At 65.2% G+C, this 25,385-nt stretch carries 25 protein-coding genes; 12 read left to right on the forward strand and 13 right to left on the reverse strand.

What is annotated here, in order from left to right:
- The 3 genes from VGV07_RS20380 to VGV07_RS20390 form a co-directional block, all read left to right on the forward strand.
- A partial coding sequence (locus VGV07_RS20380) for an adenine deaminase (protein WP_326870568.1) occupies positions 1-1,577 on the forward strand: 1,577 nt, incomplete at its 5' end.
- Positions 1,574-2,908 (forward strand): guanine deaminase, encoded by a 1,335-nt coding sequence (guaD, locus tag VGV07_RS20385; protein ID WP_326870569.1) that lies wholly within the window; start codon positions 1,574-1,576, stop codon positions 2,906-2,908. The genes VGV07_RS20380 and guaD, both read left to right, overlap by 4 nt.
- A gap of 27 nt (positions 2,909-2,935) precedes the next feature.
- Positions 2,936-3,505, forward strand: coding sequence for a nucleoside 2-deoxyribosyltransferase (locus VGV07_RS20390; protein ID WP_326870570.1), 570 nt, complete (start codon positions 2,936-2,938; stop codon positions 3,503-3,505).
- Positions 3,506-3,659: 154 nt separating this feature from the next.
- Here the strand turns inward: VGV07_RS20390 and fabB are convergent, their stop codons facing one another.
- Together fabB and fabA are read right to left on the reverse strand one after the other, a co-directional pair.
- On the reverse strand, positions 3,660-4,886 hold the full coding sequence (fabB, locus tag VGV07_RS20395; RefSeq protein ID WP_326870571.1) for a beta-ketoacyl-ACP synthase I: 1,227 nt from the start codon (positions 4,884-4,886) through the stop codon (positions 3,660-3,662).
- 99 nt (positions 4,887-4,985) lie between these two features.
- A complete protein-coding gene (gene fabA / locus VGV07_RS20400; RefSeq protein ID WP_326870572.1) occupies positions 4,986-5,489 on the reverse strand; it encodes a 3-hydroxyacyl-[acyl-carrier-protein] dehydratase FabA in 504 nt (167 codons plus the stop codon).
- A 218-nt stretch (positions 5,490-5,707) separates the two neighbouring features.
- Between fabA and irrA the strand changes: the two genes are divergently transcribed.
- The gene (gene irrA, locus VGV07_RS20405; protein WP_349256592.1) at positions 5,708-6,154 is read left to right on the forward strand and encodes an iron response transcriptional regulator IrrA; all 447 of its coding nucleotides are present in this window, start codon (positions 5,708-5,710) and stop codon (positions 6,152-6,154) included.
- A 198-nt stretch (positions 6,155-6,352) separates the two neighbouring features.
- Here the strand turns inward: irrA and VGV07_RS20410 are convergent, their stop codons facing one another.
- On the reverse strand, positions 6,353-6,925 hold the full coding sequence (locus tag VGV07_RS20410) for an SH3 domain-containing protein (RefSeq protein ID WP_326870573.1): 573 nt from the start codon (positions 6,923-6,925) through the stop codon (positions 6,353-6,355).
- Positions 6,926-7,079: 154 nt separating this feature from the next.
- On the opposite strand from VGV07_RS20410, the gene VGV07_RS20415 reads away from it, so the two are divergent.
- Complete coding sequence (locus tag VGV07_RS20415) at positions 7,080-8,033, forward strand: 2-hydroxyacid dehydrogenase (protein ID WP_414649982.1); 954 nt, start codon at positions 7,080-7,082, stop codon at positions 8,031-8,033.
- A gap of 142 nt (positions 8,034-8,175) precedes the next feature.
- Here the strand turns inward: VGV07_RS20415 and VGV07_RS20420 are convergent, their stop codons facing one another.
- Both VGV07_RS20420 and VGV07_RS20425 read right to left on the reverse strand, forming a co-directional pair.
- The gene (locus VGV07_RS20420) at positions 8,176-9,423 is read right to left on the reverse strand and encodes an RNA polymerase sigma factor (RefSeq protein ID WP_326870575.1); all 1,248 of its coding nucleotides are present in this window, start codon (positions 9,421-9,423) and stop codon (positions 8,176-8,178) included.
- Positions 9,420-9,791: a YciI family protein gene (locus VGV07_RS20425; RefSeq protein WP_326870576.1), complete on the reverse strand. Its 372-nt coding sequence runs from the start codon at positions 9,789-9,791 to the stop codon at positions 9,420-9,422. The genes VGV07_RS20420 and VGV07_RS20425 overlap by 4 nt, the downstream gene beginning before the upstream one ends.
- A gap of 243 nt (positions 9,792-10,034) precedes the next feature.
- Between VGV07_RS20425 and VGV07_RS20430 the strand changes: the two genes are divergently transcribed.
- Positions 10,035-11,774: a GGDEF domain-containing protein gene (locus tag VGV07_RS20430; protein WP_326870577.1), complete on the forward strand. Its 1,740-nt coding sequence runs from the start codon at positions 10,035-10,037 to the stop codon at positions 11,772-11,774.
- A 61-nt stretch (positions 11,775-11,835) separates the two neighbouring features.
- On the opposite strand, the gene VGV07_RS20435 is transcribed toward VGV07_RS20430, so the two are convergent.
- Positions 11,836-12,114 carry a hypothetical protein gene (locus VGV07_RS20435; protein ID WP_326870578.1) on the reverse strand — a complete coding sequence of 93 codons (279 nt, stop codon included), beginning with the start codon at positions 12,112-12,114 and terminating at the stop codon, positions 11,836-11,838.
- Positions 12,115-12,159: 45 nt separating this feature from the next.
- Positions 12,160-13,224: a LacI family DNA-binding transcriptional regulator gene (locus tag VGV07_RS20440; protein ID WP_326870579.1), complete on the reverse strand. Its 1,065-nt coding sequence runs from the start codon at positions 13,222-13,224 to the stop codon at positions 12,160-12,162.
- Positions 13,225-13,411: 187 nt separating this feature from the next.
- Between VGV07_RS20440 and VGV07_RS20445 the strand changes: the two genes are divergently transcribed.
- Positions 13,412-13,669 carry a hypothetical protein gene (locus VGV07_RS20445; RefSeq protein ID WP_326870580.1) on the forward strand — a complete coding sequence of 86 codons (258 nt, stop codon included), beginning with the start codon at positions 13,412-13,414 and terminating at the stop codon, positions 13,667-13,669.
- 4 nt (positions 13,670-13,673) lie between these two features.
- Here the strand turns inward: VGV07_RS20445 and VGV07_RS20450 are convergent, their stop codons facing one another.
- From VGV07_RS20450 to VGV07_RS20470, 5 genes are all read right to left on the reverse strand, one after another.
- Positions 13,674-14,102 (reverse strand): YciI family protein, encoded by a 429-nt coding sequence (locus VGV07_RS20450; protein WP_326870581.1) that lies wholly within the window; start codon positions 14,100-14,102, stop codon positions 13,674-13,676.
- A 100-nt stretch (positions 14,103-14,202) separates the two neighbouring features.
- Positions 14,203-14,403, reverse strand: coding sequence for a hypothetical protein (locus tag VGV07_RS20455; protein WP_326870582.1), 201 nt, complete (start codon positions 14,401-14,403; stop codon positions 14,203-14,205).
- Positions 14,404-14,548: 145 nt separating this feature from the next.
- Entirely contained in the window at positions 14,549-15,223 is a 675-nt protein-coding gene (locus tag VGV07_RS20460) for a response regulator transcription factor (protein WP_326870583.1), read from the reverse strand.
- A complete protein-coding gene (locus VGV07_RS20465) occupies positions 15,220-16,647 on the reverse strand; it encodes a HAMP domain-containing sensor histidine kinase (RefSeq protein ID WP_326870584.1) in 1,428 nt (475 codons plus the stop codon). Before VGV07_RS20465 ends, VGV07_RS20460 begins: the two co-directional genes overlap by 4 nt.
- Before the next feature lie 277 nt (positions 16,648-16,924).
- Positions 16,925-17,914: an aldo/keto reductase gene (locus VGV07_RS20470; RefSeq protein WP_326870585.1), complete on the reverse strand. Its 990-nt coding sequence runs from the start codon at positions 17,912-17,914 to the stop codon at positions 16,925-16,927.
- A 175-nt stretch (positions 17,915-18,089) separates the two neighbouring features.
- Here VGV07_RS20470 and VGV07_RS20475 point away from each other — a divergent pair, with 175 nt between their 5' ends.
- Entirely contained in the window at positions 18,090-19,664 is a 1,575-nt protein-coding gene (locus tag VGV07_RS20475; protein ID WP_326870587.1) for an MFS transporter, read from the forward strand.
- Positions 19,665-19,848: 184 nt separating this feature from the next.
- Entirely contained in the window at positions 19,849-20,820 is a 972-nt protein-coding gene (locus VGV07_RS20480) for a ketopantoate reductase family protein (RefSeq protein WP_326870588.1), read from the forward strand.
- A 161-nt stretch (positions 20,821-20,981) separates the two neighbouring features.
- Here VGV07_RS20480 and VGV07_RS20485 read toward each other — a convergent pair whose 3' ends face one another.
- Positions 20,982-22,109 (reverse strand): S-(hydroxymethyl)glutathione dehydrogenase/class III alcohol dehydrogenase, encoded by a 1,128-nt coding sequence (locus tag VGV07_RS20485; RefSeq protein WP_326870589.1) that lies wholly within the window; start codon positions 22,107-22,109, stop codon positions 20,982-20,984.
- A gap of 192 nt (positions 22,110-22,301) precedes the next feature.
- On the opposite strand from VGV07_RS20485, the gene rimP reads away from it, so the two are divergent.
- Genes rimP through VGV07_RS20500 form a run of 3 tightly spaced genes read left to right on the forward strand, consistent with a single transcriptional unit; the run spans position 22,302 to position 25,167 of the window.
- Positions 22,302-22,928 (forward strand): ribosome maturation factor RimP, encoded by a 627-nt coding sequence (rimP, locus tag VGV07_RS20490; protein ID WP_326870590.1) that lies wholly within the window; start codon positions 22,302-22,304, stop codon positions 22,926-22,928.
- A complete protein-coding gene (nusA, locus tag VGV07_RS20495; protein ID WP_326870591.1) occupies positions 22,929-24,530 on the forward strand; it encodes a transcription termination factor NusA in 1,602 nt (533 codons plus the stop codon).
- Between the two features lie 19 nt (positions 24,531-24,549).
- Positions 24,550-25,167, forward strand: coding sequence for an RNA-binding protein (locus VGV07_RS20500; protein ID WP_326870592.1), 618 nt, complete (start codon positions 24,550-24,552; stop codon positions 25,165-25,167).
- The last annotated feature ends 218 nt before the right edge of the window (positions 25,168-25,385 follow it).

The following is a 25,385-nucleotide window of genomic DNA, read 5'->3' on the forward strand; positions in this document are numbered from 1 at the left end:
ACATCGAATCGACCCACATCACCCCCGAGTTCGAGGCGGCCCTGGTGCTGCCGCGCGGCAATACCTGGACCTGCGAGGCGAGCCACGAGTTCGCCAACGTCAACGGCCCCAAGAACCAGGAGTTCTGGCAGAAATCGCGCCTTGCCGGCTCGCCGCTGAAGATCTTCATCCAGCCCGGATCGGCGGTGCCGCCGAGCGCCTGGGAAGAGTCGGGCGGCTACTATGGCTATGAGGAGCAACGCGAGTTCCTCGCCCACGACATGGGCACCGTCAGCCTCGACGAAGTGATGGACTGGCCCTCGGTGTGGAACCCCGAGAACCCCGGCTATATCCGCATGTGGGGGATGATCGGCGCCACCATGGAGATGCGTGGTGTGGTCGAGGGGCACGGCTCCGGGCTGATCGACCCGCACGACCTGTCGGCTTTCGCCGCCGCCGGCATCTCGTCGGATCATGAGGTCTGGGCGCTGGAGGAGGCATGGGAGCGGCTGAGCCATGGCATCTTCACCGAGCTCCGTCCGTTCTCCTATGACGTCATACTGCCGGGGCTGATCGAGCGGCTCAGCGACTGGTCGAACATCGCCTTCACCACCGATGACCGCTCGGCGTCCGAGACGCTGGAGAAAGGCGCGGCCGACTACAATGTGCGGCACGCCATCGAATACGGCCTCGCGCCGGAGATCGCCATCCAGTGCGCCACCATCAATCCGGCCCGGCATATGCGCATCGACCAGTGGGTCGGCTCGATCGCGCCGGGGCGCTATGCCGACATAGTACTGCTCGACGACGTCGCGACGCTGTCGATCAGACACGTCTACGCCGATGGCCTGCTGGTCTCCGAGGGGAACAGCTTCCTCGGCCCGCTGGCCCCGATAGATTGGCCGGACTGGGCTCGCAAGACCATGAATATCGGCCGTGTGCTCGGCGCCGACGATTTCGCCATCAAGGCCGAAGCCGGTCGGAACACCATGCAGGCGGCGGTGCTCAGGCCCTTCCACTGGAACGAGGATTTCCTGGTCGAGGCCCTGCCGGTTGTCGATGGGCTGGTGCAGCGCGATACCGAGCGGCTGATTACCAAATGGGCCCTGGTCGATCGCTATCGTGGCGACGGCGCGGTGGCGAAGATGTTCTGGACCGGCTGCGGTCCGGCCGATCCTGATACGGCGCTCGCCTCCTCGGTGGCCCATGATAGCCACAATGTCTGGTGCATCGGTTCGTCCGATGCGGCGATGGCCACAGCGGTCAACCGGCTGCAGGAGATCGATGGCGGCTGGGTGCTGGTGCACAAGGGCGAAGTGGTCGCCGAAATGCGGTTCGAGATCGGCGGGCTGATGACGGCGCGCTCGGCCGAAGCTTTCGATACCGACATGCAGGCGTTCTACCGCGCCGCCGAACAGGTGGAGTGGATGTACAAGCCGTCGGCGCTGAACCTCTGGAAGCCGGGCTTCCCGGAATTTCTGAAGTTCGCGACGCTGACCTGCTCGCCCTGGCGCTGGGTGCTGGTGGCGCCGAGCGAACTGGCGCCCGAGGGGTTCGTCAACGTGCAGACTGGCGAGCAGCACAAGGTGGTCTGGTGAGCGGACTGCGTGGCCGAAGCCTCCGCGGCACCTTCGTTCACGCGCCGATCCGCGGCGAACTCGAGGTGCTGCGCGACGCGGTGATCGCCATCGGCAGCGACGGCACCATTGCGAGCATCGGTCAAGCCACCGATGGCGCGCCTGAGGGTACCATCGAGCTGCCGGCCGGCCAGCTGGTGCTGCCGGGCTTCGTCGATCTCCATGTCCACGCCCCGCAATACCCGCAGCTCGGCATGGCGCTCGACGAGCCGCTCGAGGTCTGGCTGGGCAAATACACCTTCCCGCTCGAGGCGCAGTACGCCGACCTCGTTTTCGCCCAACAGCGCTATGAGACGCTGGTCGCCGACCTGCTGGCCTCGGGCACCACCACGGCGCTCTACTTTGCCACCGTGCATCGGCAAGCCACCGAGTTGCTGGCGCAGATCTGCCTCAAGCAGGGCCAGCGGGCGCTGGTCGGCAAGGTGGTGATGGATGATCCGGCAAGTTGCCCGGATTACTATCGCGATGCCTCGGCCGAACTGGCGGTCGCCGACACCCGTGCCGTCATCGACCACATCCGGGCGCTGCCGGATAATGACCGGGTGCTGCCGGTGATCACGCCGCGCTTCATTCCCTCCTGCACCGACGCAGCGCTCTCCGGCCTCGGTGCGCTGGCGGCGGAGTGCGGCTGCCATGTCCAGACCCATTGCTCGGAGAGTGACTGGGCGCATGGCTATGCGCTTGATCGTTACGGCAAGACCGACACTGCGGCGCTCGCTGGTTTCGGGCTTTTGGGCCGCAAGACCGTGCTGGCCCACTCGGTGTTTCTGACCGACGGCGACATGGCCGCGGTCCGCGCGGCCGGGGCCGGCGTCGCGCATTGCGCCCTTTCCAACATGTACTTCGGCAACGCCGTCTTCCCGCTGCGCCGGGCGCTGGAAAAGGGACTGCATGTCGGGCTCGGCACCGACATTTCCGGCGGGCCGTCCGGCTCGATGCTGGAGGCCTGCCGCGCCACCGCCCAGGCCTCGCGTATGCTCGAGGACGGCGTCGATGCGAGAGATTCACGTGAAACGCGCGGCGTCCCCGACTCGCGCATCGACATGCTCACCGCCTTCCACCTCGCCACGGCAGGCGGTGGTGAGGCACTCGATCTGCCGGTGGGCGTTTTCCGTCCCGGCTATCACTTCGACGCGCTGCTGCTCGACCCCGCGGCATCGGCCGGGACCGTCCGGCTGTTCGGCGCGGATCCGGCTGAACGGCTCGAGCAGATCCTCTACACTGCCAGCCGGCCGAACATTGCCGCGACCTTTGTCGGCGGCGACCTGGTCAGCGGCGCCAGCCCGCAATAGTCACTGACGCCATCTGAACGAGCCATCATGCCCAAATCCGTCTACCTCGCCGGCCCCGAAGTCTTTCTGCCCAACGCCCGCGAAATCCTCGACCAGAAGATCGCGCTGACCCGCGCGGCGGGTCTGGTGCCGGTCTCTCCCGGCGACCTCGAGTTCCCGCCCACCAACAGCAAGTGGGAGCTCGGGCTGGCGATCAGCGCCATCGACGAGAAGTTGATGCACGCGGCCGATGCGATCATCGCCAACCTGACGCCGTTCCGCGGCATTGCGGCGGACACCGGCACCTGCTTCGAGCTCGGCTTCATGTGCGCCCAGGGTAAGCCCGCCTTCGCCTATACCAACGTCAAGGCCGACCACGGCGCGCGAACCCGCGATCATTTCAACGGCGAGTGGTACGCCGATGCCGAAGGCAAGCCGCGCGGCCCCGATCACATCCTGATCGAGGATCTCGGCTTCATCGACAACCTGATGCTGCATGGCGGCGTGGTGAACCGCGGCGGCGCCGTGGTGGTCGGCGACGCGCCCGTTGGGCAGGAACTGACCGACATGACCGCGTTCAAGCGCGTGCTGGCGCTGGCGGTGGAGATGCTGGGGTAGGGGGTGCCGACTGAAGCAGACGGCCCCCTCCCGGCCTCCCCCACAAGGGGGGAGGTGAAGAGTCGAGACCGTGGCTCGATCGTGCCAAACGTACCGGCAGGCACCTTCCCCTTCATGGGGGAGGATGGGAGGGGGCCGTCTCTATCAGTCGGGCTTACGCCGCGTCCGGATGCTGGAACACCAGCGTGGCGTTGGTGCCGCCGAAGCCGAAGCTGTTGCTGAGCGCGATGCCGATATCGACGTTGTCGCGGCGCTGCCTCAGGATCGGCATGTCCGAGAACACCGGATCGAGTTCTTCGATGTTGGCGCTTTCGCACAGGAACTTCTCGCGCATCATCAGGATGCAGTAGATCGATTCCTGTACGCCGGTGGCGCCGAGCGAGTGGCCGGTGAGCGATTTGGTAGCCGAGATCGGCGGGCAGCTGTCGCCGTTGCCGAACACGGTGCGGATCGCTTCCATTTCCTTCAAGTCGCCGACCGGCGTCGAAGTGGCGTGCGGGTTGATGTAGTCGACCTTGCCCTTCACCGTCGAAAGCGCCTGCTGCATGCAGCGGATGGCGCCTTCGCCCGAGGGGGCGACCATGTCGTAGCCGTCCGAGGTCGCGCCATAGCCGACCAGTTCGGCAAGGATGGTTGCGCCGCGCGCCTTGGCGTGTTCGTACTCTTCGAGCACCAGCACGCCAGCGCCGCCGGCGATGACGAAGCCGTCGCGCTTTGCATCATAGGCGCGCGACGCCTTTTCGGGCGTCGCGTTGAAGTCGGTGGACATGGCGCCCATGGCGTCGAACAGGTTGCTGAGCGACCAGTCGAGATCCTCGTGGCCGCCGGCGAAGACGATGTCCTGCTTGCCCCACTGGATCTGTTCGTAGCCGGCGCCGATGCAGTGCTTCGAGGTCGCGCAGGCCGAGGTGATCGAGTAGTTGACGCCCTGGATCCCGAACGGCGTCGCCAGCGTCGCCGAAGCGGTCGAACTCATCGCCTTGGGCACGGCCAGCGGCCCGATGCGCTTGGGGCCACGTTCGCGGGTGATGTCGGCCGCTTCGATCAGGGTGGGGGTGGAGGGGCCGCCCGAACCCATGATGATGCCGGTGCGCGGGTTCTTGATGTCTTTTTCTTCGAGCCCGGAATTGGCGATCGCCTCTTGCATGGCGATGTAGTTCCACGCCGCGCCCTTGCCCATGAAGCGGGTGGTGCGGCGATCGAGCACCGCGAACGGATCGAGCTTGGGGGCGCCATGCACCTGGCAGCGGAAGTTGTACTTGGCATAGTCCTCGGCGAAGACGATGCCGGACTTGGCCTCCTTGAGGCTCACGATCACTTCATCGAGATTGTTTCCGATAGAGGAGACGATCCCCATGCCGGTGACGACAACGCGCCTCATACTGCCTCCTCTATGGCCACCGCTCAGGTCTGGCGGCGAGCGTAGCGCTTTCAGCAAAAGTCATAAGACTTCTCACCTCGAAAGCGCGTCAATCCGAACTTACGTGAACAGGCCTACGCGCAGCCCGGACATCTCGTAGATGATCTGGCCGTCGGCCTTCACCCAGCCATCGGCGATGCCGAGCACGAGCTTGGACTTCATCACCCGCTTCAGGTCGATGCCATACTCGACGAGTTTGACATCATTGGTGATCTGGCCGGAAAATTTCACTTCGCCGCAGCCGAGCGCCCGCCCCTTCCCGGGCGAACCATCCCAGCACAGATAAAAGCCGAGCATCTGCCAGACGGCATCGACGCCGAGGCAGCCCGGCATCACCGGATCGCCAATGAAGTGGCACTGAAAGAACCACAGGCTGGGGTCCACGTCGAGTTCGGCGCGCACCAGGCCCTTGCCATGCGCCCCGCCTTCGCGGCTGATCTCGGTGATGCGGTTGAACATCAGCATCGGTGGGGCCGGCAACTGGGCATAGCCCTTGCCAAATAGCTCACCCTTGCCGCTCAGGATCAGGTCGTCGTAGCCATATGCGTTCTTGCGCTCCGCCATGGGCCGGGGCTTTCTCCGATCGGTCAGTTGAAATCGTTACTAGAGAGCGGGGGGCAGAGGGTCAAGCTGCCCCACAGGACTGAGCGCCGCGACCCACCGTCGCGACCGCGGGTCGGGCGAGGGACCGGGCCCCTCTGCCGCGACCGACCGCCGCTTGTGCAGAGCGGGCGTGAAAGTTATAAGCTCCAAGCTGATACGCCCACGTTGCCAAGGACCAGATGACCGACCGCAGCCTCACCGCAAGGACCGTTCCGTCTCGCCGCCCGTGCCTGACGGCAGTGCTGCGCATGGCGGGCCTCAGGCCGACGCGTCAGCGCGTCGCCCTGGCCGAGCTGCTGTTCGGCGGCGCGCATCGTCACGTCAGCGCCGAGCAATTGCATGCCGAAGCCGCTTCGGCGCGGGTCAACGTGTCGCTCGCCACTATCTACAACAGCCTGCATCAGTTTCGCGAAGCGGGCCTGCTGCGCGAAGTGGCTGTGGACGCATCGCGTTCCTACTTCGATACCGACACCTCGGACCATCACCACTTCTACCTCGAGGATGAGCAGCGGGTGATCGACATCCCGGCCTCCTCGATCGTCATCCAGAACCTGCCCGAGCCGCCGCGCGGCATGGACATCACCCATGTCGACGTGGTCGTCCGGGTGCGGAAGGTTCGCGGCTAGGGTTTTTGCCTCCACCACGGAGTCACTCGCGCGAATGCGGTAGCCTCCGTTCGCGATGAAGTGTCCTCCGGCGAGCTTGCCACCAGCGAACGCCCCAAACAGCCGGTGGGATGGGGCAAGGCCATGCCTAGCGCACGTGCGCTTTCGCAGGGATGCCGCCGAGTTCTGTGAACGCGCTGCTGCGAGGGGCTCCGCCCCTCAGTCGAACGCTTCGTCCTTGTAGACGCCCCACAAATCGCCCTGGTGCACCCAGCCGTCGAAGCTTTGCGGGCTGCCGGTGACTGGATGCGCGGTGGCGATGACCTTGCACCACTTGCCGTCGCATTCCTTGATATCGACGCGAAAGCTCGGGGTCAGCCAGGCGCGGACCCCGGCCTTGTCGTCAGGGTCGCGGCGCAGCGCCACCGGCTCGGTGGAGCCGGGGGAGACGAGCCCGGCGCGCTTGCCCTGCAACAGGTTCTGGTGCAGCCAGCCCTCGGAGCCATCGGCATCGCGAATTTTGCGCCAGGTATCGAACTCCTGGATGATCTCCACTGGCGTGCCGGCCTTCACGTAGACCCAGGCGACGTCGTATTTGGTGCCCGGGCCGACCCGCACGTTGATTGGATTTGAACGGGTGGTGACGAAGCGCGGCAGCGGCAGGCCGCTCGGGCCTTCGGCGGCGAGCGGCGCGACCGGTAGACCGGTGCCCGCGAGGGTGGCGACGACGAGAATGGTGGCGCGCAGAATCGCCTTGATCTGCCGCCCGTGCGAGCGCCTCGTGAGGAGCATGGAGCTGACCTTGCCGAACATGACTTTGCAGGGGTGTGCTTTTTTTCTACACTTATGCAAAAGACCTTAATGGTCGCTGAAAGCGCCGCCTTTGACCCTCAGCCGACCCAAGATTTTCGTGACGCGACGCTTGCCCGAACAGATCGAGGCTCGCATGGCGACGCTGTTCGAGGTGACCTCGAAACCGGTCGACGGCGCACTGAGCCCCGACGCCATCATCGAGGGCGTGCAGGGCAAAGATGTGCTGGTCTCTTCGATCAACGACCGGATCGATGCGGCGCTGATCGCCCGGTTGCCGCCCGAGCTCAAACTGATTGCGCAATTCGGCAACGGTTTTGACAATATTGACATCGAAGCCGCCTATGCGGCGGGACTCACCGTCACCAACACCCCCTCGGTGTTGACCGAGGATACTGCCGACATGGCGGTGATGCTGATGCTGGCGCTGCCGCGCCGGCTGGTCGAGGGGGCTCAGGTGCTGCCCGCCACCGGCGAGTGGCCCGGCTGGTCGCCGACCTGGATGCTGGGCCGCCGGCTGCGCGGCAAGGCGCTCGGCATTGTCGGCATGGGTCGGATCGGCACCGCCGTCGCCAACCGGGCCCGCAGTTTCGGGCTCAACATCCACTATTTCTCCCGCCACCGCCGGCCGCCGCAGGTCGAGGAGGCACTGGGCGCCACCTATTGGGAATCCCTCGACGACATGGTCAGTGAGGTGGACATCGTTTCGCTGCATACCCCGCTCAGTCGCTCCACCCATCACATCCTCGGTGCTGAGCGGCTCCGGCGCATGCGGCAGGATGCATTCGTCGTAAATGTTTCGCGGCCCGAACTGCTCGACGAGGCAGCGTTGATCGCTGAAATCGAACAGGGGCATCTCTCGGGTGCCGCGCTCGATGTGTTCGAGAGCCGCAATGGCATCGATCCGCGGCTGTTGCAGCTGGCCCGTGACAACCGGGTGGTGCTGACCGCTCACATGGCGTCGGCGACGCTCGAGGCGCGGCTCGAAATGGGCGAGACGGTGATCGTCAACATCCGTGCCTTCATCGACGGCGCCCAACCGCCGCATCGGGTGCTGCCCGAAAGCCGCAACAAGCTGGCGCGGGGCTGAGCCCTTCTCCCCTGAGGGGAGAAGATGGCGCGAAGCGCCGGATGAGGGGTGAAGCGGTGCAACGAGCGCTCGCTGAGAAGCTGAACCCCTCACCCAAGCTGCGCTAGGTTGCTAACGCTCCCAGCTCCGCTACCCTCTCCCCTCAGGGGCGAGGGGTCGATGGAGCTGATAGTTCTGCGAGCCGCCCCTCGATAAACCGCCGTTCCGCCGCCTGGTGCGTCAGTTCCAGCGCCGCCACATACGCAGCCCGCGCCTCCTCCGTCCGCCCCAGCTGTCGCAGCAGGTCCGCGCGGGCGGCGTGCAGGTAGCGGAACGCGCTGAGCGCGCCGCGCTCGCGGATGGCTTCCATCTCGCTGAGACCGACCTCCGGTCCGTCGCGCATGGCGATCGCGACGGCGCGGTTGAGCATGACGATCGGCGAGGCATCGGCCCGCAGCAACAGGTCGTAGAGCCGGACGATCTCGGCCCAGTTGGTGGCCTCGGGTGCGGCAGCGATGGCGTGCTGGGCGGCGATTGCGGCCTCGATGCCATAGGCGGTGAGCTCGGGCCGCGCCATCAGCCGGTTGACCAGCGTCACCCCCTCGGCGATCTCGGCCCGGTCCCACAGCCGCCGGTCTTGGTCGGCGATCAGCACCAGGTCGCCTGCCGCATCGGTGCGGGCGTCCCGCCGCGAATGCTGCAACAGCATCAGCGACAGCAGCCCCTCGACCTCGGAATCAGGGTCCGGCAGCAGCGCCACCAGCAGCCGGCCAAGTCGGATCGCCTCGGCTGCGAGGTCGGCGCGAAGCAGCGTGTCGCCATGACTCGCCGCATACCCTTCGTTGAAGATCAGGTAGATGGTGCGCAGCACCGCATCGAGCCGCTCGCTGAGCTGCTCAGGTTCGGGCACCTCGTAGGGCAGCTGCAGTTCGCGGATGCGAGTCTTGGCGCGCACGATGCGTTGCGCGATGGCAGTGGGCTTGGCGAGGAAGGCGGCAGCGATCTCCTCGGTCATGAGCCCGCAGGTCTCGCGCAGCGTCATCGCGATGCGCGCATCGGCCGGCACTTCGGGATGGCAGCATACGAAGATCAGCCGCAACTGGTCGTCGGCGATGGATTCGGCTTCGGGCGGCATCTGCGCCTCCTCTTCGAGCGCCAGTTCGGCGGCAACGACGTCGAATCGCGCCTTGCGGCGCAGTCGGTCGATGGCCTTGAAGCGGCCGGCCGAAACCAGCCAGGCGCGCGGGTTGGCCGGCATGCCGTCGCGCGGCCATTGCTCGGCGGCGGCAAGAAAGGCGTCGTTGAGCGCCTCCTCCGCGCGGTCGAAATCCCTGAGCAACCGGATCAGCGTCGCCAGCACGCGGCGCGACTCGGTGCGCCACACCGCGTCGATATCGATCGGCCGGGTCATGCCGCGCCGTCGTATTGTGGGACTCGGTGGATCGGTCGCACCTCGATGGTGCCATGCTGCGCCAGCGGAATGCCGCCGGCGATGCGGATGGCGTCATTGAGGTCACGCGCTTCGATCAGGATGAATCCGCCCAACTGCTCCTTGGTTTCGAGGAACGGACCGTCGGTGGTGGAGATTTTGCCGTCCCGTACCCGCACGAGCACAGCGCTTTCGGGTCCCTGCAGCGCCTGGGCCCGCACCAGGTTGCCGCTGCGCTCCAATTCGCGATCATAGCCGGTAGAAGCTATGTCGAGTTCGCGCTTCTCGGCGTCGCTGAGGCGGCTGAACACCTCTTTGTCGTCGAAATGAACGAGGCAGATGTAAAGCATCGTGGGTCTCCACTTGGTGTCGTGAGCTAATCGAACACCGCCGCCAGGTTTCGACAGGTGTGACTCGAAATCGAGCCAGATTCTCGGCGGGCTGTCGAACGCCCGGCATTTTAACGATCGATTTGTCCTCGCCTTCACGACGTCGCTTCACGGCCCGCTAAGCGCTTCGCCGATGACCGTACGCAACAATGCCGATCTTTGGCATTATGCAAGTGATCGAGGAGCCTGGGGCTTTCCAACCCGATGTTCGCCAACCTGACCGCCAAGAGTGAGCAGAAGCCGCTGCCGGTGCGCGTGCGTTCGCGCATTCTGTCGCTGGCGACCGTGACCTTGGTGGTGACGTTGGTGGTGACTGCCATCGCCGGCTTCGCCCATGTCAGCAGTCAGCAGCGCGCCATGGCCGAGTTGCGCGCCCAGGCCGATCAGTTGCGCACGATGTATCAGTCGGTGGCCGATGCCGATGCCAACGCCATGCATTTCCTCGGCGGCGAGACGGCGGCGCTGCGCGCCTATCAGGCGGAAGTCGAGCGCCTCACCGGCGCCGATGCCGCAATCTTCGATGCGGTGGGCGCAATCGCCGCCCCATCATCGGTGGAGCCGCAACGGCTGCGCGAGGTCGTTGCCGGGCTGCTGACCAACTGGAACGAGGCAATCGATCTTGCTGCCTCCGGCAACCGGCAGGCCGGGCTCGATCTCATGGCCAGCCGCCGCACCGGCGAGGCGGTGACCGCAATCAAAGCCGGCGTCGGCCGGGTCCTTGATAGTACGGATCAGCGCATGCGCGCCCACGACGGCCGCATTCAGGCCGGCACCACGCTGGTGTTGCTGATGCAGTTGGGAGCCGGTCTGCTGGCCATTCTCGGGCTGGTCTACGCCTTCCGATCCTCGGTCACCGAGGCCGACGGCCGCGCTGCGGCGGTGGAGACCGCCGACAGGGCGCGCCAGCAGGTGGCGCGACTGTTCGAGATGGCCGATGTGCTGCAGAGCGCCTCGGACCATGCCGATGCCAATGCGGTGCTGAAGGCGACGGCGCTGGAACTGGTGCCGGGATTCTCCGGCGCGCTCTATGTGTTCAACAATTCGCGCGACCGGCTGGTGCTCTCCACCACCTGGGCGCGCGCCGAGAACGACGCGCTGCCCGAAACCATCAACCCCAATGCCTGCTGGGCGTTGAAGCGCGGCAAGCCGCACCTCAACCGCGGCGATGCCAGCAAGCTGTGCTGTGCGCATCATGTCGGCGGCGAGGCCTCGCTGGAAATCCCGATGATCGCCCGCGGCGAGATCGTCGGCCTGTTGCAGCTGTTCGCAGCGGGCATCAGCGCCGAGGAGCGGCTCGAGCACGTCACCGCGCTCGGCTCGGCGCTCGCTGACGGCATGAGCCTGGCGCTCGCCAACATGGCGCTGCGCGAAAAGCTCAGGAACCAGGCGCTGCGCGACCCGCTGACCGGGCTCTACAACCGCCGCTACATGGAAGATTGCCTGCAGCGCTTCGTGCGGCTGGCCGATCGCGAGAACCGCGAGATCTCCCTCATCATGGTCGACCTCGACCACTTCAAGCGGCTCAACGACGAGCATGGCCACAGTTTTGGCGATCAGGTGCTGCGCGATACGGCGCTGACCCTTACCGGCTCGCTGCGCGAGACCGATATCGTCTGTCGCTTCGGTGGCGAAGAACTGGTGGTGATCCTGCCCGATTGCCCGCTGGAGCGGGCGGCCGACAAGGCGGAGCTGCTGCGACTGAGGATCGAGGAGCTCAGCAACACCCACGGCACCGACATCTCGGCTTCGTTCGGGGTGGCTTCGGTGCCACATACCTCGCAGAGCGTCACCGACCTGCTGCAGGCGGCCGACCAGGCGCTCTACAAAGCCAAGCAGAGCGGCCGCAATCAGGTGGCCAAGGCAGCATTGCGGCCCTATCGGCCCGACCGGATGAGCGACGAGGTGGCGGCGCTGGAAGAGTTTCCACGCGCTGCGGCGGAGTAACGTCGCTCGTGCCGCCACCGCCGGTGGCAGCCAGCACACAGCGGGCGACTGTCCCGCACCCTTAAGGCAGCAGGGAACTCGGTTTGGTCCGCATCAGCTCGATCTGCAACTGCTGCTGCAGCATTTTCTGCTGTTGCAGGTCACGCTGCAGTTTCGACAACGTTGCATCGATCTCGCTTCGGATCGCCCGATCCCGGGCCGATTGCGCCAGCTCATTCTGCAGGCACAGCGTGCGCTGCAGATCGTTCCCCCGGTAGCCGTCCTTGGCGACATCAGGCACCGGTGGGCAATAGGCTAGCGCCCCTGAGCTGAGGGCAAGAACCGCGACGGTGGCGAGCAAGGATCGCATCTGCTGAATCTGGGGATTGACGCTCCCCGGATCAAGTCACGATCGTGCGCTCGGAGCTGCGGTACTGTTTCGCACCAGAAGTTCGAGCGGCAGGCTTTCACGATGCACGCCGCCATCGTGCTCGAGGATGGTCTTGACCGCGCGTCGGCCGATCTCGGCGATCGGCTGCACCACGGTGGTGAGCGGCGGGTTCGCCGTCGCAGCCTCCGGCACGCCGTCAAAGCCGGCGATCGAGATGTCCCCGGGTACGCTGACACCGCGTTCGGCGAGCAGTTCGAGCGCAAACATGGCGACCCGGTCCGACATGGCAAGGATGGCCGTAGGCCGCTCGCTACCGGAGAGGATATGGTCGAGGCCGCGCCGAACGCTGTCGGCGGTGCTGCGCGTCTCGTAGATCGGGATCGTCTCGCGGTCGACGCCGTACAGCGCCAGCTCCTCGAAATAACCATAGGCGCGGTCGCGGGCGGTGGAATAGGTGGCTCCGGCGATCGCCGCGCCGTTCACCGGCCCCTCGTGTTCCTCGTCGAACTCGATGGCGAGGATACCGAAACGGCGATGGCCCAGTTGTGCCAGGTGCCGGGCCGCCATCTGCGCCCCGGCATAGTCGTCGACGCCGATGGCAGAAATGGTGTCGTCGGGCTTGCCCAGCGCCAGCGCCACGAAGGGCAGCTGACGCTCGCGGGTCAGCTCCACCAGCTTCTCGCCGTTCTCGATGCAGAGCAGCACGAAACCATCGACCAGGGCGCTCTGGATGTTCCAGGCCAATCGTTCGCTGTTGCGGGCTGAAACCAGCGCCAGTCCGGCGCCGCGCTCGTCGCAGGCTTCCGAGATGCCCTGCATCAGCACGCGGGCGAACGGATCCTCGAAGAAATACGAAAGCGGCTCGGCCGTAGCGACCCCGATGGCGTTGGATTTCCCCGCCCGCAGCAACCGGCCGCGCGGGTCGGGACCGGCATAGCCCAGTTCGCGGGCGGTCTTGTGCACGCGCTCCCGTACTTCCGGTCGCACCAGGTCAGGGCGGCTGAAGACGTTTGACGCGGTCCCCTGCGACACCCCCGCCGCCTTTGCCACATCGCTCAAGCGCACCAGATCGCGTGCCATCCCAGCCTTTCCAGTTTCGAGGACGCCATGTTTCCTCGCGGCCATCCTAGCCAACTCCGTCTCATATAGCACGCTTTTGTATCGGTTCAAATTCTGCTTGACTCACTGCGATCGAAGCGTATGCTTGAACCGATTCAAGAGGTCATGCGTTGTCATATTGAATCGGTTCAAGCCGAGGAGACTTGTGATGATCCCCGCCAGCTATCTTTATAAGCAAGCCTATGAGCAGCACTGGGGCGAAGATTTCGCCCGTCGGACCGGCGAAGCGCCATGGGAGGCGCAGCCGGATGCCGGCCTGTGGGAAAAGCCGTCGCTCTGGCGCTCCATCGGCGGCTTCGTCGGCCGGCTGTTTGCGGCGAGCCGTCCGGCAGCCACGGATGAAACTGAAGCTTCGGGGCGCCATTGCCCCGAAGCGACCGATCGCCGTCTGGCCCTGTCGCGGTAACGCTCTAGCGCTGCTCCGGCCACTGGCCGCTGTCGCGCAGTGCCTTCTCGCGATCCAGCGCCTCGGCCGAAACCTCGTCATAGGCGTAGGCGAAGTCCTCGACCTCGGAAACGCGGCGGACTTCCACTTCTTCGCCTTCGCCCCACATCGGGATCTTTCTCACCCATCCGAGCGCTTCTTCGAGCGAATCGGCCTTGATGATCCAGAAGCCGCCGATCAGTTCCTTGGCCTCGGTGAACGGGCCGTCCTTCACCACCAGCTTGCCGCCCTGCATCACTACCTTGGCGCCGGTTTTTGACGGCTGCAGGCCCTCGCCGCCGAGCATCACCCCGGCCTCGATCATTTCCTGGTTGAGCTTGCCCATCGCGGCCAGCATTTCCGAGCTCGGCGGCGGCGACGGCTCCTTGCCTTTGACAATGATCATGTAGCGCATGAGGGGTCTCCTTGTTTGGTGGCCTTGAGCGTGGAGCTTGGCCAAAAGAAAAGGCCCGGTCAAACCGGGCCTCCCTTCGACGGTGGCAAAAAGATCGGGATCAGGCGACGGCCGGAACCACCATGCCGTCCTGCAGCGCCATCAGGCGCTGTTCCATCCGCTCGGCGACGTCGCCCTCATAGCGGCTGTGGCGGAAGCCGTTGATGATGCTGACGATTTCGCGGCGGCGGGCTTCGTAATGCGCCAGCGGCTCATCGTAGAAGCGCTCGACCTTGATGGCGGGCCAGATTTCGTCGGACATCGGAGCTTCCTCGTCACTTCGAAAAGCAGCAAGGAGGCTAAGCCAGCGAAATTAGACAGGGTTGAGCGCATGGTTAGAATTTGGAGAGACGTAGATCGAGCAGAAACCCGATCTGGCACCGTAGGAGCGCGAGATCAAGCCCATACTACCAGCTCGGCATCATGTAGCCGACGCCGCGCACCGTCTGGATCAGCGAGGCAGCCCCCTCGGTGTCGATCTTGGCCCGCAGGTACCGGATGTAGACATCGACGATCTTGGTGCCCGGATCATAGCCATATTCCCAGACGCTGTTCAGCAGTCGCTGCCGGCTCACCACCTTGTCCGGGTTGCTCATCAGATAGCGCAACAGGTCGAATTCGCGCACCGTGAGGCTGATCGGCTCGCCGTCGCGGCTGACACGGCGCGATTGCGGATCGAGCGTCAGTGGTCCGATGACGAGCTGGCGCTCGTGGTCGATCTCGCTGCGCCGGCGGCGCAGCGCCACGAGCCGAGCCAGCAACTCGTCGAAGGCGAAGGGCTTGGTCAGGTAGTCGTCGGCACCACCTTTCAGCCCTTCGATCTTGTCGGCGAGGCTGTCCTTGGCGGTAAGCATCAGGATCATCGCAGGCCGCTTTTCCTCGCGCAGCAAGCGGGTGATCTCCAGCCCGTCGACATAGGGCAGCATGCGATCGAGGATGATCAGCTCGAAATCGTCCTGCCGGGCTCGCTCCAGCCCGTCGCGACCATCATTCTCGACGCTGACCTGATAGCCCTCGGCGGCGAGCCCGCGCTCGAGGAACGAGGCGATGCGCCGATCGTCCTCGACCACCAGAACCTTCATCGTCCTGCTCCCTTCGCCAGCGGCAGTTCCAGCGTCAGCACCGCTCCGCCGTCCACGCCATTGTCGAGCCGAATGGCGCCGCCGTGCCGCTCGACGATATCCTTGGCGATGGCGAGCCCGATCCCCAGCCCCTGGTTTTCGAGGGCACCTTCGCCATGGCCGCGATAGAACCGCTCGAATACCCGTGGCCTGTCCTCGTCGCTGATCCCGGGCCCCTGGTCGGCAATGCCGATCGCCGCGGTTTCGGCCGTACGTGCGGTCGTGACGGTGATCCGGCTGCCCGGCGGAGAGTGCTTCACGGCATTATCGAGCCCGATCATCAGCGCTTGCTTCAACCGGCGGAAATCCGCATCGATGTGTGCGCCATTGTCGCCGAGCTCGGTGATAACGCTCACTTCGCGGGGCTCGGCCAGTACCTGCGCTTCCTCGGCTGCCGCGATGACGACCTCGTCGAACCTCACGTCGGCGGGCAGGTGCTGCTGGCTCTCGGCATCGGTGCGGGCGAAGGCAATGAGATCGTCGAGCAGGCTCGACATATCGACCGATTGACCGCGGATCCGCTCGAGTGATTGGCGCAGCTCATCTACTCCAGGCTGGCCACGCAGCGCGACGTCCGCTTCGCCGCGCAGCACGGTGAGCGGGGTGCGCAGCTCATGGCTGACATCGGCGAGGAACCGGGTCCGCCTGGTATCGACGGCCCGCAGCCGCGCATTGGCGTCACGCAGTTCGCCGGTACGGCTTTCGATCTGCGCTTCCAGCCGCTCGCCCGAGCGGCGCACAGCGCGATAGAGCAGCACACCGAGCCCACTCAGCACCGCCAGCGACACCACCGCCAAAATGCCGGCGACCACGAGGATGGTGCCCTGCGTCCGTTGCACCTGCTGCAGTTCGGCGGCAACCTCATTGCGTTCCTCGGCCAGCGCCCGGTCGATCAGCGGCTGCAGCTCGTTGGCGAGGCGGAAGGCGACGTCGCGGCCGTAAAGCTGGGTGGCCTCGCTGGCATTGCCGTCGCGCGCCGCCGCCAGCGCCCGTGCCGCCGATGCGTCGATGGCGTGGTAGAGTTCGATCATCCGCCGCACGTCTTCGAGCTGCTCGAGCTCGGGCACCATCTCGGTGATGCCGCCCAGCGTCGTCAGTTCGTCGCGCGTGGCGCGGGTGAGGCGCGCGAAGGTGCGTTCCATGTCGATGCGCGCCGTCTGCACCGCCGGCATTTCGCCACGACCCAGCAGCAGCACGCCTGCCACCTGCTTGGCATAGGCATTGGCGCGACCATCGAGCTCGGCGATCACCTCGAAGCGCCGATGCACCGCATCGATGCGCTGGACGAAATGGTCGGCGAGCCACAGCCCATAGGCCATCACGCCGGTCATAGCGACGATCGACAACAGGCTCGCCAGCGCCAGTCCCACAATGCGCCAGCGCACCGTCACCCGATCCTGCCTCCAATATCACTGGCGCTATGTCTAGTGTGGGGGAGGCGCTGATGAAAGGCCGGCGGCGCAATGCTGGGTATTGGTGGTGGGCTCGTTGAGGATAGCTTGGTGCGGGAAACATACCCCCACCCCTGTCCCCTCCCCGCAAGGGGGAGGGAGACGCTCTCACTGACGCCAGCGTTTTGGTCTCCTCCCCCCTTGCGGGGGAAGGACAGGGTGGGGGGATCTCTTTCCGCACCGGCCCATCAGCCGTACGGCAGGCGAGAACTCAGAACCGCCGCGGTGCTTCCGGCTTGTTGCCCATGATCGCTTCTATCCTCTGCAGCACCTCGGGCGTCATCTTCGCCTTAGAATCGAGCGCCTTCAGGTTGTCCTTGAGCTGGCTGAGCTTCGAGGCCCCGAGGATCACCGTCGAAACGTTCGGGTTGGCGTTGCACCAGAGCAGCGCCAGGTGGTGGATGGGCAGGCCCACCTCGTCGGCGAGCTTCGCCAGTTGCTTCACCTTGGCCAGTTCGTCGCGACCCTTGTCGCTGTCGAGCCGCGCCTTCAGCCATTCGTAGCCGGGCAGGTTCATGCGTGAGTCGGCCGGGATGCCGTCATTGTACTTGCCGGTCAGGATGCCCGAGGCGAGCGGCGACCAGATCGTTGTCCCCAGCCCGAACAGGCTGTAGAGAGGCAGGAACTCGGCCTCGACCTTCTCGCGGCGGAACAGGTTGTATTCCGGCTGCTCCATCGTCGGCGGCGTCAGATGCTCCTGGCGGGCGACGGCGTAGGCCTCGGTCAGCTGCTGCGCCGACCATTCCGAGGTGCCCCAATACAGTACCTTGCCTTGGGTGATGAGGTTGTGCATCGCCCGCACCGTCTCTTCGATCGGCGTGTCGATGTCGGGGCGGTGGCAGAAATAGAGGTCGAGATAGTCGACCTGCAGCCGCTTCAGCGCCGCGTGCGCGGCGTCGGTGAGGTGCTTGGCCGAGAGCCCTTTCTGCGTCGGCTTGGCGCCGCCCCAGAACACTTTCGAGGACACCGCATAGCTGTCGCGGCTCCAGTTCAGCGCCTTCAGCGCTTCACCCATGACGATCTCGGCATTGCCCTGCTCATAGCCTTCGGCATTGTCGAAAAAGTTGATGCCGTTGTCGTAGGCGTAACCCATGATGGATTGGGCGGCGTCTTCGCCGACCTGCTTGCCGAAGGTCACCCAGGCGCCAAACGAAAACTCACTGACCTTGAGGCCAGCCTTACCGAGGCGGCGGTATTCCATGCTGCGATGTCCGTGGTTGGTAGTCAGGGGAGGGAGGCCGGCAAACTATCGTCGGTTGCCGATGGATACAACCCGAGCTTGACATTTTATCGACAATCCGGGGCGCAACACTAAAGCGTTGACTTAAGCATTGTATCGGATTACTTAAGCGCTATCTTAAGTGAAAGGAAGTGCCATGCCCGCCCCGAACCAGCGCGCCACCGCCCGCGAATGGACCGGCCTTGCCGTCCTGGCGCTGCCAACCCTGCTGATCTCCATCGACGTTTCCGTTATCCTGCTCGCGTTGCCGAAGATCAGCGAGACGCTGGGCGCCGACAGTGCGCAGCAGCTCTGGATCATGGACATCTACGGTTTCCTGCTCGCCGGCTTCCTCATCACCATGGGGACCATCGGCGATCGCATCGGCAGGCGGAAGTTATTGATGATCGGCGGCGCCGCTTTCGCCGCGGCCTCGGTGCTGGCGGCGTTCTCGAGCAGCGCCACCATGCTGATCGTGGCGCGCGGCCTGCTCGGCATTGCCGGCGCGACGCTCTCGCCCTCGATCCTCGCGCTGATCACCAACATGTTCCACGACGAACGGCAGCGCGGCTTCGCCATCTCGATCTGGCTGACCTGCTTCATGGGCGGCATGCTGCTCGGCCCGCTGGTCGGCGGCGTCATGCTCGAACACTTCTGGTGGGGCGCCCCCTTCCTGCTCGGTGTCCCGGTGATGCTGCTGCTGCTCGTCACCGCTCCGACGCTGCTGCCCGAATACAAGGCACCGCAGGCCGGCCGGCTCGACCTCGTCAGCGTCGTGCTGTCGCTCGGCGCCATCCTGCCCATGGTCTATGGGTTGAAGGAGCTGGCCAAGGGCGACGTCTCGCTCGCCCCCTTCGGCGCGATCGGTTTCGGGCTGCTGCTGGCCATCATCTTCATCCGTCGCCAGGTGACGCTGGCGCATCCGCTGGTCGATCTGAAGCTGTTCAGGAACGGCGCCTTCACCGCAGTGATCGGGGCGATGTTCCTCATCACCGTTACCGGCGCCATCATGGTGCTGACGGCGCAGTATTTTCAGCTGGTCGCCGGCCTCTCGCCGCTCTGGGCCGGGCTTTGCGGCCTGCCGGCGATCCTGTTGATGATCGTCGCCTTCATGCTGGCGCCCAAGCTGGCGCAGACCATTCGCCCCGGCCTGCTGATCGCCTCGGGCATGGTTGTCGCTATTATCGGCCTGCTGATCGTACTGTTCTTCATTCAGAGCTTGGGCGTCCCTGCGGTCATTGTCGGCTTCGCCCTGTTCAACCTCGGCTGCGCCCCGATGGTGACGCTCGGCACCGGCATTATGATGGGCTTCGTCGCCCCGGAACGGGCCGGTGCGGCCGCGGCCCTGCAGGAGACCTCGTCGGAGTTCGGTTTCTCGCTCGGCATCGCCGCCCTCGGCAGCCTCGGCACCCTGGTCTATCGCGGCCTCCTTGCCGGCAACCTGCCGGCCGGGCTCACCCAGGCGCAGATCCATGCGGCGACCGAAACGCTGGCCGGCGCGACGACGGTCGCGGCGAGCCTCCCCGATGGTGCGCCGCTGCTCGCGGCCGCCGGCGCGGCTTTCACCTCGGCGTTGCAACTGGTGGTCGCGGTGGAGGCGGGCGTGCTGCTGCTGGTGGCGGTCGTCGCCCTCACCGCGCTGCGCGGCGTCAAACCTCTCGGCGCCGGAGCCGGCGCCCATCCCACTCCGCTTGAGGCGGATAGCCAAGACCGTCTGGCTGCTGCCCAGTGACGGTCAGGCCGGCGGCGGGAGAAGCGCTGGGTACGTGAACCCCGCCGCCGGTTACTCTGCCCCGCAGCGTTCGCAGAAAAAACTGCAGACTGTTCCGGTTCGAGAGCGCGACAAAGACCGATAGCCGTTGGTCTGCCTTGTTCGGGCCGCCCGATGCCGCCAAGCTGGACCAAAGGAGTTCAGCATGCGGTTCATCATCTACGGCGTCGGCGCCATTGGCGGCACCTTCGCGGCGGCTCTCAGTCTCGCCGGCCATGAGGTGGTCGGCATCGCCCGTGGCGGCATGCTCGACGCGATCCGGAGCAGTGGCGGGCTGATGTTCCGCACTGCCGCCGATGCGCAACTGGTCAGCTTCCCGGTGGTCGGCGCACCTGACGAGCTGGAGTTCCAGCCCGACGACGTCATCTTCCTCACCATGAAGGGTCAGCACACCGCCCTGGCGCTCGAGGAATTGCGGGCTGCCGGGGTGACCACCCAAGCGGTGGTCTGCGCCCAGAACGGCGTCAACAACGAGCGGCTGACGCTGCGGTTGTTCCCCAACGTCTATGCCATGACCGTGATGTTGCCGGCCGACTATGTCACGCCGGGCGAGGTTATCTGCTACGGCACGCCGAAATACGGCATGGTCGATCTGGGACGCTACCCACACGGGCTCGACGAAACTGTCGCGGCCATCGCCACCGCCTTCGACAGCGCCGGGCTTGCCGCCTTTCCGCTCGAGCAGGTAATGCGCTCCAAATATGGCAAACTGCGCGACAATCTCGGCAACGTGCTCGAGGCGGCGCTGGGCCATGGCAGCCGCACCGGCCCGCTGCTGGAGGCGATCCAGGCCGAGGCCGAAGCGGTCTATGCCGCCGCCGCCATCGACTGGGTGGCGGTCGGCAATGCCGACCCGCGCCGCCAGGGCCTGATGGAAATGGGCGCCGTCGCCGGCGTCACCCGCACCGGCGGCTCCTCGATCCAGAGCCTCAAACGCGGCGCCGGCACCATCGAAACCGACTACCTCAATGGCGAGATCGTGCTGCTCGGCCGCTTGCACGGCGTGCCGACGCCGCTCAACGCGGGGTTGGTGACGATTGGGCATGAGCTGGTGGCCAAAGGCGCCAAGCCCGGCAGCATGAGCGAGGCGGAGCTGCGCGCGAGGTTGGGGCTGTAGTTGAAGGAGGTTGGGCCCCGATACTCCCTCACACTCGGTGTCATCCCTGCGAAAGCAGGGACCCATCTCACCGCTTGCGCCAGCTTTGAGCTGGGTCCCTGCGTTCGCAGGGATGACAGCCGGTGGTGATGGCGGAATGCGCGGGCAAGGCCACACACTTCCTAGAACAGCACCACGCTGCGAATACTTTCGCCGTGGTGCATCAGCTCGAACCCCTTGTTGATGTCCTCGAGCCTGAGCGTGTGGGTGATCATCGGGTCGATCTCGAGCTTGCCGCTCATGTACCAGTCGACGATCTTCGGCACATCGGTGCGGCCGCGGGCGCCACCGAAGGCGGTGCCCATCCAGGTGCGGCCGGTGACCAGCTGGAACGGCCGGGTGGAAATCTCCTGCCCGGCGCCGGCGACCCCGATCACCACCGATTTGCCCCAGCCGCGATGGCTCGCTTCCAGCGCCTGCCGCATCACCGTGGTGTTGCCGGTGCAATCGAAGGTGTAGTCGGCGCCGCCGATCTGGTCGGCCCCGCGCTTGGTGAGGTTGACGAGGTGCGGGACGATGTCGCCCTCGATCTCACGTGGGTTGACGAAATGCGTCATGCCGAAGCGTTCGCCCCAGGCCTTCTTGTCGTTATTGATGTCGACGCCGATGATCATGTCGGCGCCGGCGAGCTTCAGCCCCTGCACCACGTTGAGCCCGATGCCGCCGAGCCCGAACACCACGGCGGTGGCGCCGGCCTCGACCTTGGCGGTGTTGTGCACCGCGCCCACCCCGGTGGTGACGCCGCAGCCGATATAGAACACCTTGTCGAACGGCGCTTTCGGGTCGATCTTCGCCAGGGCGATCTCGGGCAGCACCGTGTGGTTCGAAAAGGTCGAGCAGCCCATGTAGTGGTAGATGGTCTCTCCCTTGTAGGAAAAGCGGGAGGTGCCGTCGGGCATCAGCCCCTTGCCCTGCGTGGCGCGGATCGCGGTGCAGAGGTTGGTCTTGCGGCTCAGGCAGCTCGGGCATTCCCGGCATTCGGGCGTATAGAGCGGGATCACGTGGTCCCCCGGCTTGAGGCTGCTGACCCCGGGCCCGACTTCCAGCACCACCCCCGCCCCTTCATGGCCGAGGATCGAGGGGAACAGTCCTTCCGGGTCGGCGCCCGACAGGGTGAAGGCGTCGGTGTGGCAGATGCCGGTGGCCTTGATCTCGACCAGCACTTCGCCTGCCTTGGGTCCCTCGAGGTCGAGCTCGACGATCTCCAGGGGTTTTCCTGCTGCGAATGCCACTGCCGCGCGTGTCTTCATCAGTCCTGCTCCGGTGCGAATCCTGGTTCGCACCATAGCGGCTGTTGGGGCCAAGCACAGTCCGGACACATCACCTTGCGTTCACCGGCCATCGGCGCTATATGAGCGCCAACAACATCTCTGGCTAAAAGCGAGAGTGGGGTGCCGACCGGGCCCCCGCTCTTTTTGTTTTCCTCGGCCTCATCGAACATCATGACCTTTGATCTCACCGAAAAGCGTTACATCAAGGAGACCGGCCTCGAGCAGCGGATCGCCCGCATCGTCGAGCCCGTCGCCAACGATCTTGGCTACAGCCTCGTGCGTGTGAAGATGACGCAGGAGAACGGCCTGACGCTGCAGATCATGGCCGAAGACGGCAATGGCCGCTTCAACATCACCGATTGCGAGCGGCTGAGCAAGGACGTCTCGCCGGTGCTTGACGTCGAGGATCCGATCGACCGCGAGTATCATCTCGAGGTCTCGTCGCCCGGCATCGACCGGCCGCTGGTCCGCGTGCGCGATTTCGCCGCCTATATCGGTCACGAAGCCAAGGTCGAACTGTCGGACCTGCTCGATGGCCGCCGCCGCTTCCGCGGCCTGATCAAGGCGGTCGACGGCGATCATGTCGTCATCACCCTGCCCGATGTGCCCAAGGGCAGCGAGCCGGATTTTCGCCTGCCGCTGACCATGCTGGCCGAAGCCAAGCTGGTGATGACCGACAAGCTGATGAACCTGGCGCAGGTCGACCAGGCTGAATTCCCCATCGACGACGACGAAGACATCGAGACCGTCGAGATCCCATCTACTGAAGAAGACGCTTCCACTGAGGAGACACACTAAATGGCCGTTAGCGCGAACCGCCTGGAGCTGCTCCAGATCGCTGATGCCGTCGCCCGCGAGAAGTCGATCGATCGCATGATCGTCATCGAGTCGATGCAGGATGCGATCGAGAAGGCGGCCAAGACCCGCTACGGCGCCGAGACCAATGTGCGCGCCGAGATCAATCCCAAGACCGGTGAGCTGCGCCTGTGGCGTTTGCTCGAAGTGGTCGAGGCGGTCGAGGAGCCCTCTCGCCAGGTCGAACTCAAATACGCCAAGCAGAAGAATGACGCCGCCAAGCTGGGCGACTTCCTGACCGAGCCGCTGCCGCCGATCGAGTTCGGCCGCATCGCCGCCCAGTCGGCGAAGCAAGTCATCGTGCAGAAGGTGCGCGATGCCGAGCGCGACCGGATGTACGAAGAGTACATCAATCGTGTCGGCGAGATCGTCAACGGCACCGTCAAGCGCGTCGAATACGGCAACGTCATCGTCGATCTCGGCCGCGGCGAAGCCATTATCCGCCGCGACGAACTGATTCCGCGTGAGCTCTATCGCTACGGCGACCGCGTCCGCGCCTATATCTACGACGTGCGCCGCGAGCAGCGCGGCCCGCAGATCTTCCTCTCCCGCACCCATCCGCAGTTCATGGCCAAGCTGTTCATGCAGGAAGTGCCGGAGATCTATGACGGCATCATCACCATCCGCTCGATCGCCCGCGACCCGGGCAGCCGCGCCAAGATCGCCGTCACCTCGTCGGATTCCTCGATCGACCCGGTCGGCGCCTGCGTCGGTATGCGCGGTTCGCGCGTCCAGGCGGTGGTCGCCGAACTCCAGGGCGAGAAGATCGACATCATCCCGTGGACCGAATCGATCGCCGATCTCGTCGTTTCGGCGCTGCAGCCGGCCGATGTGGCAAAGGTCGTGCTCGACGAGCAGGCCGAGCGCATCGAAGTGGTGGTGCCCGATGAGCAGCTCAGCCTCGCCATCGGCCGTCGCGGCCAGAACGTACGTCTCGCTTCGCAGCTGATCGGCTGGGATATCGACATCCTCACCGAAGCCGAAGAGTCCGAGCGCCGCCAGAAGGAATTCACCGAGCGTTCTGCTTTGTTCATGCAGGCCCTTGATGTTGACGAGATGGTTGCCCAACTACTGGCTTCCGAAGGCTTCTCCTCGGTCGAGGAACTCGCCTATATCGATGCCTCGGAAATCGCCTCGATCCAGGGTTTTGACGAAGAGACCGCGGCGGAAATCCAGCAGCGCGCCTCCGACTATCTGGCAGCGATCGAGAAGGCCAATGACGACGAGCGCATCAAGCTCGGCGTCGAGGACGAACTCTACGAGATCCCGGGCCTGAACGCGGCAATGCTCGTCGCGCTGGGCAAGGAAGAGATCAAGAACGTCGAGGACTTTGCCGGTTGTGCCGCCGACGACCTGGTGGGTTGGACCGAACGCAAGGACGGCGAGACCAAGCGGTTCGAGGGCACCTTCAAGGATTTCCCGGTGAGCCGTGAGGAAGCCGAGGAAATGATCCTGCAGGCCCGTCTCAAAGCCGGCTGGATCACCGAAGCCGATCTCGCGGTGACCGACGAGGCCGGCGAACTGGAAGAAGGGGCGCCCGCGTAATCGGGAGGTCTCGAACCCGGTGCCGCGTCGCGAAGAAACCGAAAGGCAATGCGCCCTCACCCGCGAGGTGAAGCCGATTGCCGAACTGATCCGCTTCGTTGTCTCACCTGACGGCGAAGTGGTGCCCGATACCGACGGCAAGGCCGAAGGTCGCGGCGTCTGGATTACCCTTGGCCTCAAGACCGTGGCCGAGGCGCAGAAGAAGAAGGCCTTCGCCAAAAGCCTCAAAGCCGAGGTGAAGGTGCCCGACGATCTTGCCGGTCTGACCCGGCGCCGGCTGGAGGAGCGACTGCTCAGTTCGCTCTCCCTGGCGCGCAAGGCGGGACAGCTGGTGACCGGCTCGACCAAGGTCAAGTCGGCGATCGAGGCGGGTGAAGTGCAGGGCCTCCTGACCGCGACCGACGCGGCCGAGGACGGTCGGAACAAGCTCCTGGGTTCGCTCAAGGGCTACACGAAGGCGGCGGAAGAGGCTGGTTTTGAGCCCGTCTTAACTCCGCATTTCGAATTGCTCGATTCGGGCCAAATGGGTTTGGCACTCGGGATCGAAAATGTGATACATGCTGCGCTCATCAAGGGGGGCGCGGCCCAGGCGGCAGTGCAACGAGCCGACAGGCTGGCTCGTTACATTGCCAACTAGATGGGTTATTTGAGCGGCGCGAGCGATGCTACGCCGCCCCCTGAGCCCGACAATCGGACTTGTTCAGAGAGCGCGGCGACGCGCTTTCGCGGGCAGGTTTCGTGAAGGAAGACGCGAGTTACATGGCTGATAACGACGACAAGCGCGAAGATTCTGGTGCCGGCGGCAAGAAGACGCTGTCATTGAAGGGAGGCCCCAGCGTGGGGGCACGCCCCAAT

This window comes from Devosia sp. (assembly GCF_035944845.1).
Classification (GTDB): domain Bacteria; phylum Pseudomonadota; class Alphaproteobacteria; order Rhizobiales; family Devosiaceae; genus Devosia_A.